The 16,372-nt window shown below is 47.6% G+C and carries 16 protein-coding genes; 7 read left to right on the top strand and 9 right to left on the bottom strand.

Translation table 11 applies throughout. The features are described from left to right. The first annotated feature begins 46 nt into the window (after positions 1–46). Positions 47–1,468: an aspartate ammonia-lyase gene (gene aspA, locus OA57_RS05050; protein WP_034614263.1), complete on the top strand. Its 1,422-nt coding sequence runs from the start codon at positions 47–49 to the stop codon at positions 1,466–1,468. A gap of 127 nt (positions 1,469–1,595) precedes the next feature. Then, positions 1,596–2,306: a 5-amino-6-(5-phospho-D-ribitylamino)uracil phosphatase YigB gene (yigB, locus tag OA57_RS05045; RefSeq protein WP_034614259.1), complete on the top strand. Its 711-nt coding sequence runs from the start codon at positions 1,596–1,598 to the stop codon at positions 2,304–2,306. Here yigB and OA57_RS05040 read toward each other — a convergent pair. Together OA57_RS05040 and folB are read right to left on the bottom strand one after the other, a co-directional pair. Further along, positions 2,289–3,200: a DMT family transporter gene (locus OA57_RS05040; RefSeq protein ID WP_034614256.1), complete on the bottom strand. Its 912-nt coding sequence runs from the start codon at positions 3,198–3,200 to the stop codon at positions 2,289–2,291. The two genes, yigB and OA57_RS05040, sit on opposite strands and share 18 nt — an antisense overlap. Next, entirely contained in the window at positions 3,200–3,556 is a 357-nt protein-coding gene (gene folB, locus OA57_RS05035) for a dihydroneopterin aldolase (RefSeq protein WP_034614254.1), read from the bottom strand. Before folB ends, OA57_RS05040 begins: the two co-directional genes overlap by 1 nt. Before the next feature lie 99 nt (positions 3,557–3,655). Here folB and plsY point away from each other — a divergent pair, with 99 nt between their 5' ends. Beyond that, positions 3,656–4,255, top strand: coding sequence for a glycerol-3-phosphate 1-O-acyltransferase PlsY (plsY, locus tag OA57_RS05030; protein WP_034614251.1), 600 nt, complete (start codon positions 3,656–3,658; stop codon positions 4,253–4,255). Positions 4,256–4,273: 18 nt separating this feature from the next. Here plsY and OA57_RS05025 read toward each other — a convergent pair whose 3' ends face one another. The 5 genes from OA57_RS05025 to OA57_RS05005 all read right to left on the bottom strand — a co-directional run bounded on the left by OA57_RS05025 (position 4,274) and on the right by OA57_RS05005 (position 9,337). After that, positions 4,274–5,380, bottom strand: a complete 1,107-nt coding sequence (locus tag OA57_RS05025) for an ROK family protein (RefSeq protein WP_034614248.1) — start codon at positions 5,378–5,380, stop codon at positions 4,274–4,276. A 65-nt stretch (positions 5,381–5,445) separates the two neighbouring features. Next, complete coding sequence (locus tag OA57_RS05020) at positions 5,446–6,531, bottom strand: extracellular solute-binding protein (RefSeq protein WP_034614246.1); 1,086 nt, start codon at positions 6,529–6,531, stop codon at positions 5,446–5,448. A 30-nt stretch (positions 6,532–6,561) separates the two neighbouring features. After that, a complete protein-coding gene (locus OA57_RS05015; RefSeq protein ID WP_034614244.1) occupies positions 6,562–7,404 on the bottom strand; it encodes an ABC transporter permease in 843 nt (280 codons plus the stop codon). Continuing rightward, entirely contained in the window at positions 7,401–8,270 is an 870-nt protein-coding gene (locus OA57_RS05010; RefSeq protein WP_034614242.1) for an ABC transporter permease, read from the bottom strand. Before OA57_RS05010 ends, OA57_RS05015 begins: the two co-directional genes overlap by 4 nt. Then, positions 8,270–9,337, bottom strand: a complete 1,068-nt coding sequence (locus tag OA57_RS05005; protein WP_034614239.1) for an ABC transporter ATP-binding protein — start codon at positions 9,335–9,337, stop codon at positions 8,270–8,272. The genes OA57_RS05010 and OA57_RS05005 overlap by 1 nt, the downstream gene beginning before the upstream one ends. A 216-nt stretch (positions 9,338–9,553) precedes the next feature. On the opposite strand from OA57_RS05005, the gene OA57_RS05000 reads away from it, so the two are divergent. After that, the gene (locus OA57_RS05000; protein WP_034614235.1) at positions 9,554–10,381 is read left to right on the top strand and encodes a glycerophosphodiester phosphodiesterase; all 828 of its coding nucleotides are present in this window, start codon (positions 9,554–9,556) and stop codon (positions 10,379–10,381) included. Between the two features lie 48 nt (positions 10,382–10,429). Here the strand turns inward: OA57_RS05000 and OA57_RS04995 are convergent, their stop codons facing one another. Continuing rightward, positions 10,430–10,942, bottom strand: a complete 513-nt coding sequence (locus tag OA57_RS04995) for an HdeD family acid-resistance protein (protein WP_034614232.1) — start codon at positions 10,940–10,942, stop codon at positions 10,430–10,432. Between the two features lie 15 nt (positions 10,943–10,957). Beyond that, on the bottom strand, positions 10,958–11,977 hold the full coding sequence (gene tsaD, locus OA57_RS04990; protein WP_034614230.1) for a tRNA (adenosine(37)-N6)-threonylcarbamoyltransferase complex transferase subunit TsaD: 1,020 nt from the start codon (positions 11,975–11,977) through the stop codon (positions 10,958–10,960). A gap of 245 nt (positions 11,978–12,222) precedes the next feature. Between tsaD and rpsU the strand changes: the two genes are divergently transcribed. From rpsU to rpoD, 3 genes are all read left to right on the top strand, one after another. Next, positions 12,223–12,438, top strand: coding sequence for a 30S ribosomal protein S21 (gene rpsU / locus OA57_RS04985; protein ID WP_034614227.1), 216 nt, complete (start codon positions 12,223–12,225; stop codon positions 12,436–12,438). A 181-nt stretch (positions 12,439–12,619) separates the two neighbouring features. After that, positions 12,620–14,371, top strand: a complete 1,752-nt coding sequence (dnaG, locus tag OA57_RS04980) for a DNA primase (protein WP_034614226.1) — start codon at positions 12,620–12,622, stop codon at positions 14,369–14,371. 92 nt (positions 14,372–14,463) lie between these two features. Further along, positions 14,464–16,320 carry an RNA polymerase sigma factor RpoD gene (gene rpoD / locus OA57_RS04975; RefSeq protein WP_034614224.1) on the top strand — a complete coding sequence of 619 codons (1,857 nt, stop codon included), beginning with the start codon at positions 14,464–14,466 and terminating at the stop codon, positions 16,318–16,320. Positions 16,321–16,372: the final 52 nt, after the last annotated feature.

Below are 16,372 nucleotides of genomic sequence, written 5' to 3'. Positions count from 1 at the left end.
GCACAGAATAAAAAACCAAATCTCAAATACAAGAGGAGAAAAACAAATGACAGCAACCCGATTAGAAAAAGATTTACTAGGCGAAAGAGCGGTTCCGGCAGACGTTTATTGGGGCATTCACACCTTAAGAGCGGTGGAGAATTTTAAGATTTCCGGTGCAACGATTTCCGATATTCCTGAATTTGTGCGCGGCATGGTGATGGTGAAAAAAGCGGCGGCAATGGCAAACGGCGAATTAAAAGTGATCCCGAAAAAAATTGCACAAGCGATTATTGCGGCTTGCGATACGATTTTGCAAGAAGGAAAATGTTTGGATCAATTTCCGTCCGATGTATTTCAAGGCGGAGCGGGAACCTCGGTCAACATGAACACCAATGAAGTTGTGGCGAATCTGGCACTGGAGCTGATGGGACACCAAAAAGGCGAATATCAATATTTGGATCCGATGGATCATGTCAATGCAAGCCAGTCGACTAACGATTCCTATCCGAGCGGCTTCCGTATTGCGGTATATAACAGTTTGTTACAGCTGATCGAAAAATTGCGTTATCTACAACAAGGTTTTGAAGCCAAAGCGGCGGCATTTTCCGATATTCTGAAAATGGGACGTACGCAGCTGCAAGATGCGGTGCCGATGACGGTCGGTCAGGAATTTACCGCATTTTCGGTGTTGATGGAAGAAGAGATTTTGAATCTCAGCCGCGCTGCCGAATTGCTACTGGAAGTCAATCTGGGCGCAACGGCAATCGGCACCGGTGTGAACACACCGGCAGGTTATCCGGCATTGGCGACCCGCTATTTGGGCGAAGTCAGCGGATTGCGCTGTGTCTTGTCGAAAAACCTGATTGAGGCGACTTCCGATTGCGGTGCTTATGTGATGGTGCATGGCGCATTGAAACGCACGGCGGTAAAAATGTCGAAAGTATGTAACGATTTGCGTCTGCTGTCTTCCGGCCCGCGTGCCGGTTTGAATGAAATCAACTTGCCGGAATTGCAGGCCGGTTCATCGATTATGCCGGCAAAAGTCAACCCGGTGATCCCGGAGGTGGTGAACCAAGTCTGTTTCAAAGTTTTCGGCAATGATTTAACGATTACCTTCGCCGCCGAAGCAGGGCAGTTGCAGTTGAACGTGATGGAGCCGGTTATCGGGCAAGCCATGTTTGAAAGTATCGCTTTGTTGGGCAATGCGTGCGTTAATTTGCGTGACAAATGTATTGACGGCATCACGGTCAATAAAGCGGTTTGTGAAAGTTATGTCTTTAATTCAATTGGCATTATTACCTATTTGAATCCGTTCATCGGACACCATAACGGCGATGTGATCGGCAAAATTTGTGCCGCCACAGGGCGCAGTGTCAAAGAGGTGGTATTGGAAAAAGGTCTGCTGACCGAAGAACAACTGGACGATATTTTATCGCCTGAAAACCTGATGAATCCTATCTACAAAGCCAAAATATTTGAGGATTAACCATCAAATGGTTTGATATCAAAAGCCGTGCCGTGGAGGCGCGGCTTTTTTGTGACCGCACTTTTGTCAGCGCATTGGGGAAATTAATGGCATAATCGTCGTCACGATTTTTTATACAGGATTTATTATGCGCTTTTATCGTCAATTACAGCCGTTCAAAATCATCAGTTTTGATTTGGACGATACCTTATATGATAATCGCACGGTGATTGCCGAGGCGGAAAAGCAGTTTCTGGCTGAATTGCAGCGTTTGGCGAATTTACCGCACTTGACAGCCGAAACGTGGCATCGGGTAAAAAGTGCGGTCGCACAATCGGAGCCGTTGTTGAGTGAAGACGTGGTGCAGTGGCGTATTCACGCGCTTGCGGTATTGTTACGGCAGTATGCGGTTTCAGCGGCGAATATTCGCGCGATCAGCACGCACGTGATGCGCCATTTTACCCATTGGCGCCACCAAATCGACGTGCCGCCGCACAGTTTTGAAGTATTGAACCAATTGGCACAACGCTATCCGTTGGCGGCGATTACCAACGGGAATGTTGAGCCTGAAAAAATCGGTTTTAATCAATTCAGCTTATGTCTGCGCGGCGGCGAACACGGCAGGGCAAAACCGCACGTTGAGTTGTTTATTCAGGCGGCGGCGCATTTTCAAGTGCGGTCAGCGGAGATTTTACACATCGGCGACAATCTGCAAACCGATGTGCAGGGCGCCGTACAGGCAGGGTGTCAGGCGGTATGGCTGAATCTGAATGCCGATAAATTACGGTTTCAGCGAGAAAGCCGTAATTTACCTACGCTGGAATTAACCGAGCTAAATCAGTTACTGTTGTTGGCGTGACCGCACTTTGCGGTTACATAACAGCAAACCGGCGATAATCAACAAGCTGCTGATCAGGTGATACGGGCGGATCGGTTCACGTAATACGACAATGCTTAATATGGCGGCAAACAGCGGTACGGCATTGGTAAAACTGGCGCCTTTGGCGGAGCCGACGATGGTGATACCGTAATTCCAGAAGACATAGGATAAAATTGACGGAAAAACAACCAGATATAACATAATCCACCATTGGTAGCCATCGAGTTTCGCATAAACCGCACCTTCGCCTTGTATCACGGCATATAAATACAACGGCGTAAACAGAATCACGCCGATAGTAACTAACGAAGTGACAAACACGCTGTTTGTCAATTGCGGCGGCTTGAGGCGCACAATCGAGCAGTATACCGCCCAACTCAGCGCAGAGCCGATCGCCCACATATCCCCGTTGTTGATATTCAGATGCAAAATATTGCCAAATTCGCCTTGTACCAGCAGATACAGCACACCGATAAAGCTCAATATCGCACCGAACAGCATCGGCGGCCGCACGGCATCGTGAAACAGCAGGCGATTAATCAACAAGGTTGCCATCGGTACCGCCGCCAGATAAATACTGGCGTTCAGTGCCGTCGTTGTTTGCAGCCCCTGATATAAAAAGACGGGAAAGAAAATAATCCCCAGAATGCCAAGTGCGGTCAACAGCCGCCAATATTTGCGAATTAACGGCAATGCGGGTTTTAGCCGACGGTGAAACAGCAACAGCAATATGATTGCTGCCGGAAACCAACGGCTGAAATTCAGCATAATCGGCGAAATATCACTGCTGATGATTTTCCCGAACATAAAATTGCCGCCCCAAAACAGGGCGGCAAAAATCAGCCCCAGATAACCGTAAAGTGCGGTCGGCATCAACGTTGCCCTCGCTCGATCACAATACCGACGGCGGAGGCTTGAGCAACCGCACTTGGCTTGCTGAGTTTCAGGCGCAACCACGGAATGGCAAAACGTTGCTGCAACTGTTCTGCAACCTGATGGGCAACGGTTTCGATCAACAAAAACGGTTTGGCGGCGACATAATCAATAATAAATTGACTTACATCGGCATAATTCAGGCAATACCGCACATCGTCTTCGGCCGCTGCACGGCGACCGTCCCATGCCATTTCAATATCAAACACCAGTTTTTGCTTAATTTGCTGCTCCCAATCGTAAACCCCGATAGTGGCGAACACCGTTAATTTTTCAATAAAAATCGTATCGTACATCTTTTTATCCTTTATCGAACATTTAGCGCAGATTATGCCATTGATTTTCGGTACAATGAACGATATTCTCAAATTTTATTGCCAATCCCCGAGGTCGTCATGAGCCTGTTTGCCGTTTTTTATATGATCTTCGCTTATCTGATCGGATCAATTTCCAGTGCGATTCTGATTTCACGTCTGGCGGGATTGCCTGATCCGCGCACGGCCGGTTCCGGCAATCCGGGGGCGACCAACGTGCTGCGCAACGGCGGCAAATGGGCGGCACTGGCGGTATTGTTATTTGATATGCTGAAAGGCATGTTGCCGGTGTGGGCGGGCTATTATTTGAATTTAACCCAGTTCGAACTGGGAATGGTTGCCTTAGCCGCCTGTCTGGGGCATTGCTTTCCGCTGTATTTCGGTTTCAAAGGCGGCAAAGGCGTTGCCACCGCTTTCGGCGCAATCGCCCCGATTGCCTGGGGCGTGGCAGCCAGTATGTTCGGCACTTGGTTACTGGTATTTTTGGTTAGCGGTTACTCTTCACTCAGTGCCGTTCTGACCGCACTTTTAGTGCCGTTGTATGTCTATTTGTTCAAACCCGAATTCACCTTCCCCGTCGCATTGGTCTGCTGTCTTTTGATCTACCGCCACCATGAAAATATCCAACGCCTGTGGCGCGGGCAAGAAGATAAAATGTGGAGTAAGTTTAAGCGCAAATAGGCGTGTTAAACCGCACGTTTATCCGTTCAACAAATGATAAATCGGTAAACAGGCGGCGGCGGGCGAGATACTTTCGATGGTGTTGTCGGCGCAGTGCAGAATCGGTTTCGGTTTGTTTGACGGTTCTTGATAAATTGCGGATTGGGTTACATTTGTAATGATTTTTCGGGTCAACGCAGGCGGTAACAGTCCGGTGAGGACGATGGCTTCGGGGTCGAGCCAGTAAAGGGCGGACTGGATAACACTTTGTAATTGACGGTTGACACGATTGAGCCATTGTTCAATGAGCGGGTGATTGTCTGCAATAAGACGGTCTATTTGTTCGAGTGGCAAATCGGCGGTTTTGAGTGTTTTTTTCAAATCTTTCCATGTCGGACGCTGTTCGCCGCTTGGAAAAAATGCGCCGATTTCGCCGGCATTACCAAATCCGCCTTTGGTGAGTTTGCCTTCTGTGATAATGCCTGCGCCCAGACCGTAATCAATGCTGATGACTATCATATCTTTGATTTTATTCCAGTTGCCGGAATAAAATTCGCCTAAGGCGCTGACATTGGTATTATTTTCCACCCACGCCGGTAAACCGAGTTGTTGTTCGAAAATTTCCGATAAATTCGGCTTGTGCTGCAACACCGGCAGCCACGGCGCCGAGCGCGAACCGTCCGCCAGCAGATAGCCGGGCACAGCGTAACCGATGCCGAGAATTCGGGCTGTGGTCAGAAATTTCTTTTCCAGCAGGGCGGAAACCGCACTTTTGATTTGTTGCACGATTTGTTCGAAGTTATCGGCATTGGCGTATTTTTTGCGGCAGGTTGCCAGTTTTTTACCACTTAAATCGACAACGGAAACGTCAAAATCTTCTTCTGCGAACGATACGCCGACGGCACAACAACCGTTCGGATTCAGTTCCAGGCGATAAGACGGCAGACCGCGTTTGCCGACGATTTTATCGCCTTCTTTGATCAAGCCTAAAAACAATAATTCACGGCAATATTGAGTCACGGCGCCGGGCGTCAAGCCGGAAAGATGACTTAATTCCGCACGTGACGGCGAATGTTGGCGGATTAAATTCAGCAATAATTTTTGGCTGGGACGCAGATCAAAGCTGAAATAGTCGGTTTTAGGCATGGTAATCCAAATTATCGGGGTTAAAAAAGGGGATAACGCATTATCCCCTATTCCGCTTCGGGATTCTAGTGAGAAACTACTTCTTTGGTGAAGCCCAACACCTGAGCTTTTGCCCAGCCGTTAGCGAAACCGACAATGTCTTTTTTGCCGGATTCACTATCCAGCGGACGAACACCGAAATGGGCGTTCAGTTTTTGTTGGGTTTCCGGCGATGTCAGCCAATGGGCGAACAGCAATGAAGCGGCAGGGTGAGGGGAATTTTTCGCCACGACAACCGCATTGCCACCGCCCAGCATACCGAATTCAGGCACATAGAATTGCAGCCGTTTGGTGATCGCACCTTGCTGTTGCAGGCTGAACAGATGATCTTGCCAAGCGGCAACCAAATTCAGCTCCCCGTCATTGAGGCGGGTTAGGCTGTCGGCGTTGGACGAAGTGCGGGTCATATTGGCGGCGTTATCTCTGAACCATTGCCAGGCGGGTTGCCATTTCTTGACTTGTTCTTGGTCGACGGTCGGTTGTTGGTAATCATAGTCGCCGGCGGTATAAACAATGGCGCGCTGAATAAAGGCATTGCCGGTTCCGCCGCCGTTCGGATCGGAATAGCCGAATTTTTTCGGATTATTTTGGATATACGCCTCCAATTGTTGCCAGGTTTGCGGCAGTTCCTCCGGCTTTATCCGCATCGGGTCATAAGCCAATCCGGTTTGGTTGCCCCAGAAACCAACGGCATTTTCGCCGAGTTCAACGCCTTGCAAGTTGTGGTTGAGTTTATCAAAGTGCGGTAAGCCGCTTAAATTTTTTGCTGCGGCGAAGTTATTGACGATATTGACACGATCCGCACTGATGGCGATCACGTCCATTTTACCCGGTGCCAGATTCTTTTCGGCAAGCAGTTTGTTGACATTGCCGTCAAGCGTTCCCTCCGGAATCCGCACTTTAACGCCGTACTGGTTTTCAAAATTTTTTACGAAAGTACGCCAAGCAGGTTGCAGATACCAGACGCTGAACGTTACTTGCCCTTCTTGTTTAGCGAGGGCTTCGATTTCCGCCCAGGATTTGCCTTCAAGGGTGTCGGCGTGAGAAAAGGCGGATAAAGCCAAGGCCGAGACAGCCAAGCTCAGTCGGGACAGTGTTTTGAAATAACGCATATAGTGCTCCTTTTATCAAGAAAGTTGGGGTTATGCTTTGCCTGTAGATTGAGAAAGATAATTTCCTTTCAGTAATTTTTCGATAATCATCAATAAGATAATATTCGGAATTAAGAGAATCAGGGATACCACCGCCGCATTCGGACGGACAAACGAGTAACCCAGAAACGAATACAGAATGGTCGGTACGGTGATAAAATCCGGCGATCCAATGACGAACGAAATTGAAAATTCTTCGATACTTTTTACCAGACAGAAAATAATCGAGGCGAGAAAACTCGGTTTTAACATCGGTAAATACACATCTTTAAAGGTGGTGAAGCGAGAAGCGCCCAAATCACGACTGGCATCAATCAGATCTTGTGGAACCGAAGAAAAACCGGCGGAGAGAATGCGAATCGCATAGGGCAGAGTCATCACGGTATGCCCGATCACAATGCCGATAAACGGACTGCGAATGTCTAAATCGATCAATACCGCACTGAAAAACAGCGCAATGATCATACCGGGGATCACCAATGGAATTAAGGTCAGCATTTCGGCGATCTTCTTGCCGCGAAATTCCATGCGCCCGAAGGCATAAGCCGTCGGCAGTGCCAGCGCGATCGCCAGTGCGGAAACGGCCGGCGCAATGGTGTAGCTGTTGAGCATGGCTTCGGGAAGTGCGGTATTTTCCCAGACATCAAACCAACGGGCAAACGACAGCGACTGCGGGAACAGATCCGGGTAGCTCCACGGCTGTTCGGGATCGACCAGCGACCATAAACCTGCCATCAACAGCGGAATAACCAGCCAGACGACATTGACGAGAATAAAAAAGATGAAGGAAATTTTGGCAATCAGTCTGCCGTTTTGGGTTTTTACCGAACTCATTTGATATCTCCTCGTTTCGTGGCTAACGGGCGGATAACGACGGAGATCAAGACGGTGAAAAATGCCGAAGTCAGCATAATCATCATCGCAACGACCGCACTTTGATTCCATTCTTCAAATTGGTAAGCCGTCATTTGCATTAAACGCGCTAATGAGTAGGTGCTGCGCGGACCGGCAATGGTGTAGAAGGCGAAATCGCCGAGCGCACCGATAAAAATCAGAATAAACGCCACCTGTACCGCGCCGAGCGTCATCGGAAAGATCACATAGCGGAAGCGCTGCCATGCATTTGAACCGAGATTAGCGGCGGCATCGAGCAGATCGCTTTTTAAGCCGTTGACCGCCCCGCCGATCAAAATCAGCGCAAACGGAATATTTTTCCACATTTGCAAAATCACGACGCCCCAACCAAACTCATCATTTTGCAGGGTTTTCGGTTCCGACCAGATCCCGAGCCAAACCAGCGATTCGTTTAAAATTCCGTGATAAGAGATGACGTTGATAAACAGAAATGCCGCGACCAGACCGGGCACCAGCATCGGCGCACGCAAAATCGTGATGATGCCCACTTTGCCGGGTATCGGTTTGCGCAGCCACATGGCGATCGGGTAAGAAACGATAATCGAGAAAATCGCACCGAGCAGAGAGACTTTAATGGAATAAAACAGCGACTTTTGGAAGGTGGTGTCTGCCAGTACGATTTCCCAAAATTCGAGCGTAAAGTGCGGTTCGGTATTGTTGATGTTATGCAGCCCGAAACTTTGTGCGATGACGATATAAAACGTTGAGCCCATTAACAGTAAGATTGTGCCCAGTCCGCTGCCGAGCAGTAGCCAGGCGGTGAGGTCGTTTTTGATTTGTTTCATCAGACGGCCTCCAAAAAATGAATCGCCGTGCGCGGTAAGGTAAATGCCAAACGGCTTTTCCCCTGAATTTGTAAAAAATTTTTCACTTGTAACCGCACTTTTCGGCGGTGGTTTTCACGTTCTACTTGAGCTTGAATTTCGGTTAAATTGCCCATGAAGGCGGTTTGCAGAATCGCAACCTCAAAGCGGTTTTCTGCTGTTGGTTGTTGGCAAATTTCAGCATCTTCGGGGCGGAAACAGATATAGATATGTTCGGCTTGCGGCTGAATTTCCGATTCCACCACAAAATCGCCAAATACCGAACTGACCTGATACAGATTGTTGCCGCAAGACCGCACTTTGGCTTCGGTGATGTTGGCAACGCCGATAAAATCGGCAACAAATCGATTTTTCGGCCGGTAATAAATCTCTTCCGGTGTGCCGATTTGCTCGATATTGCCTTTGTTGAGCACGATAATTTTATCTGACATCGCCAGCGCTTCCGCTTGATCATGGGTTACATAAATACTTGTCAGGTTATATTGGTGGGAAAGTTGTTTAATTTCAAAACGTACGCTTTCACGCAATTTGGCATCGAGATTTGACAACGGTTCATCGAATAAAATCACATCCGGCCGCGTGACCATAGCTCTGGCGAGTGCAACCCGCTGTTGTTGTCCGCCCGAGAGCTGCCCCGGCAATTTCAAGCGGTGTAATTCCAAATCCATTTGCTTTAAGGCGACATCCAAACGTGCTTTTTGTTCAAGCGGCACAATTTTGCGCTGTTGCAAGCCGTAGCAAATGTTGTGTGCGACATTCAGGTGCGGAAAGAGTGCGTAAGACTGAAAACACATGGCGGTGTTGCGTTTTTCCGGCGGGACGTGATTGACGTTTTTGCCGTCTATTAAAATTTCACCGTTGTCGGGCGCATGAAAACCGGCAATCAGTTTCAACAGTGACGTTTTGCCGCAGCCGCTTGGCCCGAGCAGGGTGACAAACTCACCCTCTTCCGCAGTGAATGAAATATTGTTTGCCGCATAATAATCACCGAATTTTTTGGTGATGTTTTTGATCGCCAAAGTCGCCATAAACTCCTCCGTTAACGAAATAATAAGCCTTGAGGCTTTGCTTGCGGAGATAATACAGCACAACTATGACAGTTTCATTACAATTTAAAAAATAAATTCAAAATATTATTTGAAGTGTGAATTAGATCACTTTTATCTTATTTAATGCTGTTAAATTATTTTTATTTGTTTGATAATTAAATTCAATTTTTAATCAACTTTCACTGTGAGGAAAAAATGGGTTTTAATTTTGTTGTTGCCGGGCAAGGCATGGTTTTAGCAAACAGTCATCGTGGGTATAGCCACTGTTATCCTGAGAATACGATGCCTGCATTTGAGGCGGCGTTGGCGGCGGGCACGCATTCGATTGAGTTGGACATTCATATGACCAAAGACGAGAAATTGGTGGTGCATCATGATTTTACCATTGATAGGGTGTCGACCGGTACGGGTTATGTCGAGCAGATGACGTTGGCGGAATTGCGGCAGTATGATTACGGCATAAAATTTGATCCGAAATTTGCCGGTACGCCGATTCCCGAATTGCGCGAGGTTTTGTTGTGGGCGGTAGCGAATCATGTCGGCGTGGTGCTGGAAGTGAAGCAAAAGCTGAACCATCAACGTTGTGCCGAAGTATTGGCGGATACGCTGTTAGAAACCAACGCGGTTGATAACGTATTATTGTTGGCATTTGATCACGTGTTGATTAATCGGGTAAAAACGATTTTGCCGCAAGTCAAACTGCAAGTGGTGACACTGGCGCGTTATAACAAACAGCTGGAGGCAACGCTGGGTTCAAATGCAGCCAGTGCCTGTGTGGAGTATCATTATGTTCATCGTGACGATTTGTCGGCGTATAAAAAAGCCGGCTTATCGGTGCGTTTATATTTACATGAATCACCGCCGGGGCGTGAGATTACGCAAGTGTATAACGAAAAATACGGGATTGATGCAGAAAGCGAAATTATCGAGTGGTTGCGTGAGGGGCTAATCGATATGTTGAGCCATGATGATATTCCTTATCTGTGTAAATTGATTGAAAAAGCAGGTAAAAAACCGTATTAAGGGGGGTATCAAAGCGAAGTGCGGTGATGAACCGCACTTTTGTGAACATTATTTCCGTTCCAGTTTTTTAATGATCACGGCATAAGTCAGCAAGGAAATACCGTTGGAAATCAGTTCAATCGCCAATAATAAGCCGAGCAGGGTTGCGGCGGCATCGGGCAGGTTGGCAAAAATAACAATGGAAAGCAGTACCGACAGTAGCCCGGAAAACATCACAAAACCGAAAAACGGCGTGGTGCGTAATTTCCATGAGGCCAGCAATTTGGCGCCGCCGATAAACAGCAACAGCATTGAGATTAACGTGGTTAAAGAGAGCAATGCACCAAGCGGATTGGTGAGCATGACTAAACCGACCAACAAACCGATGACGCCGGACAGCATCACCCAAGAAAAACGTTGGGTTTTCCATGCGGAATAAATTTGAATTAAGCCGACGAGAATAAAAATCCATGAAATCAGTTGTTCTACCGCAATACTGGCGGCAAACGGATTTAAAATCGCAAAAAGCCCGAAAAGAATTGAAACGGTGCCGATAATCAGCCAAGTATGCCAGTTTTTCATATAAAATCCTGTGAATTAAATCGATGTTAAAGGGGGAAGTTCGGTCATATTCCAACGCGGCCTGACTTCAATAGCCAGGTCGGATGTTTGCCCGTGTTTCAGCCGCAAAAAGCCGGCATAAGCGATCATGGCGCCGTTATCGGTGCAGAATTGCGGTTGAGGGTAAAATACCTCGCCGCCCAGTTGTTGCATTAATTGCGCCAAACCGTGACGAAGTGCGGTATTGGCGCTGACACCGCCGGCGATGACCAACCGTTTCAAGCCGGTTTGTTTTAAGGCGCGGCGGCATTTGATTATCAGCGTATCCACCACCGCGTCTTGAAATGCAAAAGCAATATCGGCGCGGGTTTGCCCGTCATCGGGATTCGCAGCGATAGTATTGGCGGCAAAGGTTTTCAAGCCGGAAAAGCTGAAATCCAAGCCGGGGCGATCAGTCATCGGGCGCGGGAATGTAAAGTGCGGTTTGCCTTGCATTGCCAATTTTGCCAATGCGGCACCGCCCGGATAGTCCAGCCCGAGCAGTTTGGCGGTTTTGTCAAACGCTTCGCCGGCGGCATCGTCAATTGATTCACCGAGTAATTGATATTGCCCTACGTCGTCAACTTGTACCAATTGGGTGTGCCCGCCGGAAACCAGTAGGGCGATAAACGGAAATGCAGGCGGATTCTCTTCCAGCATCGGCGCCAGTAGATGGCCTTCCATATGGTGAACCCCCAAAGCAGGCACGTTCCAAGCATACGCCAACGAACGGGCAACGGTTGCGCCGACCAGTAATGCTCCGACCAGCCCCGGCCCTGAGGTATAGGCAACGCCGTCAATATCGGCGGCGCTCAGGCCGGCTTGTTGCAATGCGGCTTGAATTAACGGCGCAATTTTGCGGATATGATCACGCGACGCCAGTTCAGGCACTACGCCGCCGTAATCGGCGTGCAAGGCGATTTGCGAGTATAATTGATTGGCGATGAGGCCGTTTTGTTCGTCATAAACGGCAACGCCGGTTTCATCACATGAGGTTTCAATGCCCAAAATCCGCATTTTGTTTTCCTACTTAGTTTTATTATCGGAATGAAAGGCTATTCTACTATGCCGCGATTTCTATGCAACTCTGTTTTTCCATGCCGTCTGAGGAAAATACGCTCGGTTTTTTAGCAAAAAGCGCAAACTTTGCTTTGACTTTTACCCGCTTTTTGCATTAGAATTGCAAACCTTTATATAGCCCTGTCGCCATATGTGCGGCAATTTAGTTTAAAATAACAAAATTCCTTTGAGGTGAATGGCACATGCCTGTAATTAAAGTACGTGAAAACGAATCCTTCGACGTAGCATTGCGTCGTTTCAAACGTTCATGCGAAAAAGCCGGTATTCTGGCAGAAGTTCGTAGCCGTGAATTCTATGAAAAGCCAACCACAATCCGTAAACGTGAAAAGGCTTCCGCACAGAAACGCCACGCTAAAAAATTGGCTCGTGAGAACGCACGTCACACCCGTTTATACTGATTTTCAGCTGTTTGACCGCACTTTGTCGTTGTCTAATTTGACGGTCGGGTGCTAAAATTCGATAAAACCGTGATTCCCTTCCTAGGTTTCACGGTTTTATTATACAAAAAATCCTTCCGTGCCTAGAAGAGAGATTGCCATCGCACAGACGGCAGAATTCATAAACGGAGTCATCACACAGATGAAAGGACAAATCCCTAGAACTTTTATTGACGATCTTTTAGCGCGTACCGATATTGTCGAATTGATCAACGGACGGGTGAAGTTAAAAAAAGCCGGCCGTGATTATCAGGCCTGTTGCCCTTTTCATCATGAGAAAACCCCCTCTTTTACCGTCAGTCAAAACAAGCAGTTTTACCACTGTTTCGGTTGTGGTGCGCACGGTAACGCCATTGGTTTTTTAATGGAATATGACAAACTGGAGTTTGTTGAAGCCGTTGAAGAGTTGGCTGCGATGCACGGCTTGGAAGTGCCGCGCGAACAGGGGAAATTCGATCAGGACGGCGGTTCACGCCTGAGTTACCGGAGCAAACGGGATTTGCATCAGTTGCTGCAGGAGATCGCCGTTTTTTATCAACAGAACTTGCAACAGGATATTCCGGCGCAGGCGTATGTAGAAAAACGCGGTTTGTCGGCGGAAGTGGTACAACGTTATCAAATCGGTTTTGTACCGAATCGCATGGACAGTGTGCTGAAAAAATTCGGCAACAGTAGTGCGTTACAGCAGCAGTTGTTGGATACCGGCATGTTGTCTAAAAATGATCGCGGTAATATTTATGATCGTTTTCGTCACCGTTTAATGTTTCCGATTCGGGATCGTCGCGGGCGGGTGATTGCCTTCGGCGGACGTGTCTTGGGCGATGAAAAACCGAAATATCTTAATTCGCCCGAAACGGCGGTATACCATAAAGGCAATGAATTATACGGTTTGTATGAAGCGCTGCAAGATAATGCCGAGCCGGAATTTTTACTGGTTGTGGAAGGCTATATGGATGTGGTCGCCTTGGCACAATTCGGGGTGACAAATGTGGTGGCGGCATTGGGAACCGCCACCACACCGGAGCAGATTTATCAACTGTTCCGCAGTTGCGAACAGATTATTTGTTGCTATGACGGTGACCGCGCCGGGCGTGATGCGGCATGGCGGGCGTTAGAAAATGCGTTACCGCACTTGCACGACGGACGTCAGTTGAAATTCGTGTTTTTACCGGACGGGGAAGATCCGGATTCTTATATCCGCCAAGTCGGAAAAACGGGTTTTTTACAATTTGTCGCACAGGCGAAAACGCTGAATGAATTTTTATTCGAACATTTACTGACACAAGTGGATTTGAGCAGTAAAGAAGGCAAAGCGAAACTGGCCGCTTTGAGTGAGCCGTTAATTCAAAAAATTCCGGGCAAATTGCTGCGTACCTATTTGGTTGAAATGCTGGGCAGTAAATTGGGTATTATGAATCCGAATCAACTGCAACAGCTGTTGTCTTTGCCTGCGGTAAATGAAGAAAAATCCCATTTCAGCCAACCAAAGATTAAGCAAACGCCGATGCGGCTGTTGATCGCCCTGCTGCTGCAGCACCCGAAACTGGTCGAGAATATTCCGGATCTGGATTCGTTGCACGAACTGCAAGATCCGGGGTTTAAACTGTTTTACGAATTGGCGCAGCTATGTCGTGAACGATTGGGATTGACCACCGGGCAAATTTTGGAATATTGGCGCGGAAAAGAAAACAGTAAACACCTTGAAATTCTAGCGGTTTGGGATCATTTAATCAGTGACGAAAATGTCGAAAAAACATTTGCGGATAATTTAAGTTATCTCTACAACCAGTTAATTGAAAAACGTATGGAACTGCTAATTGCCAAAGATCGGAATCAAAGTCTGAGTCTCGACGAGAAAAAAGAATTGGCGCAATTGCTGATGGCAAGTAAATAAATCCATTGGGTAACGTCAGGCGGTTATGTTATAATAGCCAGCTGTAATTTGCCTTTTAACCTCAATAATCAATAAGTGCGGATATCTAATTTATGGAGCAAACCTCTAAATCTCAATTAAAATTGCTAATTGCTCAGGGAAAAGAACAAGGTTATTTGACTTTTGCCGAGGTGAACGATCACCTGCCTGAGGAATTGGTCGATGCCGAGCAGATTGAAGATATTATTCAGATGATCAACGATATGGGGATCCAGGTGCTGGAAAGTGCGCCGGACGCCGACGATTTGATGTTGACTGAAAATATCGCCGATGAAGATGCGGTGGAAGAAGCGACACAGGTTTTATCCAGTGTTGAAGCCGAATTGGGCCGCACAACCGATCCTGTTCGCATGTATATGCGCGAAATGGGAAGTGTCGAGCTGTTGACGCGCGAAGGTGAAATCGATATTGCCAAACGAATTGAGGAAGGCATTAACGAAGTACAAAGTGCGGTGGCGGAATATCCGGAAGCGATCACCTCATTGTTGGAACAATATGATCAAGTGGAAGCCGGTACGATTCGTTTAACCGATTTGATCACCGGATTTGTCGATTTGAACGACGTGGTTGCCGAAGAGACCACAGAACTGGACGAATTCGCTGAAGATGACAGCGGCGATGCCGAAGTTGCTGCGGATTTGGACGATGAAGAAGAGAGTGAGGATGAAGAATCCGGCGACACCGATGATTCCGACAACAGCATTGATCCGGAATTTGCCCGTCAAAAATTCACGGAATTGAAAGAGCATTACAGTGTGACGTTGGAAGTGATCAGAAAACATGGTCGCACCAGTAAAAAAGCCAAAGAACATATTGCCGTGTTGTCCGAAGTGTTTCAACAATTCCGTCTGGTGCCGAAACAATTCGATAATTTAGTACTGTTGATGCGCGGCATGTTAAAACGGATTCGTACCGAAGAAAGACAGCTGCGCCGTTTAGTCAACGATTACAGTAAAGTGCCGAGCAGCCACTTCCCGAAAGGCTTTATCGGAAATGAAACCAGTGATGTCTGGTTGGTGAAAGCCTTGAATGCCGGCAAGCCGTGGTCTGAAAAATTGCAGAACTACGAATCGGAAATCCGTATGATCATCAGCCGTTTTGAAGTGATTGAAAAAGACAGCAGTCTATCGGTTTCGCAGATTCGGGAAATCGGCGAACGGATTTCACAAGGTGAGCTGAAAGCCCGCAGAGCCAAAAAAGAGATGGTGGAAGCCAACTTGCGATTGGTGATCTCGATTGCTAAAAAATATACCAATCGGGGCTTGCAGTTCTTGGATCTTATTCAGGAAGGCAATATCGGCTTGATGAAGGCTGTAGACAAGTTTGAATATCGTCGCGGCTACAAATTTTCAACATATGCAACTTGGTGGATTCGCCAAGCGATCACCCGTTCAATCGCCGATCAGGCGAGAACGATTCGAATTCCGGTGCATATGATCGAAACGATCAATAAATTAAACCGTATTTCGCGCCAAATGTTGCAGGAAATGGGGCGTGATGCCACGCCGGAAGAGTTGGCGGAGCGCATGAACATGCCGGAAGACAAAATCCGCAAAGTGCTGAAAATTGCCAAAGAACCGATCTCTATGGAAACGCCGATTGGGGACGATGACGATTCGCATTTAGGTGATTTTATCGAAGACAGCACGTTGGAACTGCCGTTGGATTCAGCTACGGCGGAAAGCTTGAAAATGGCAACACAGGAAGTGTTGGACGGCTTGACCCCGCGCGAAGCAAAAGTATTGAGAATGCGCTTCGGGATTGATATGAATACTGATCATACCTTGGAAGAAGTCGGTAAACAGTTTGATGTGACCCGTGAGCGTATTCGTCAAATCGAAGCGAAAGCGCTACGCAAACTGCGCCACCCAAGCCGATCTGAAAATCTGAAGAGCTTCTTGGACGAGTAATCATCTATTCGGCAAGAGACAAAAAGTGCGGTGATTTTAAAAATATCACCGC

The organism is Chelonobacter oris, from assembly GCF_000772535.1.
GTDB classification, from domain to species: domain Bacteria; phylum Pseudomonadota; class Gammaproteobacteria; order Enterobacterales; family Pasteurellaceae; genus Chelonobacter; species Chelonobacter oris.
This window is presented reverse-complemented; position numbering and strand designations above follow the sequence as displayed.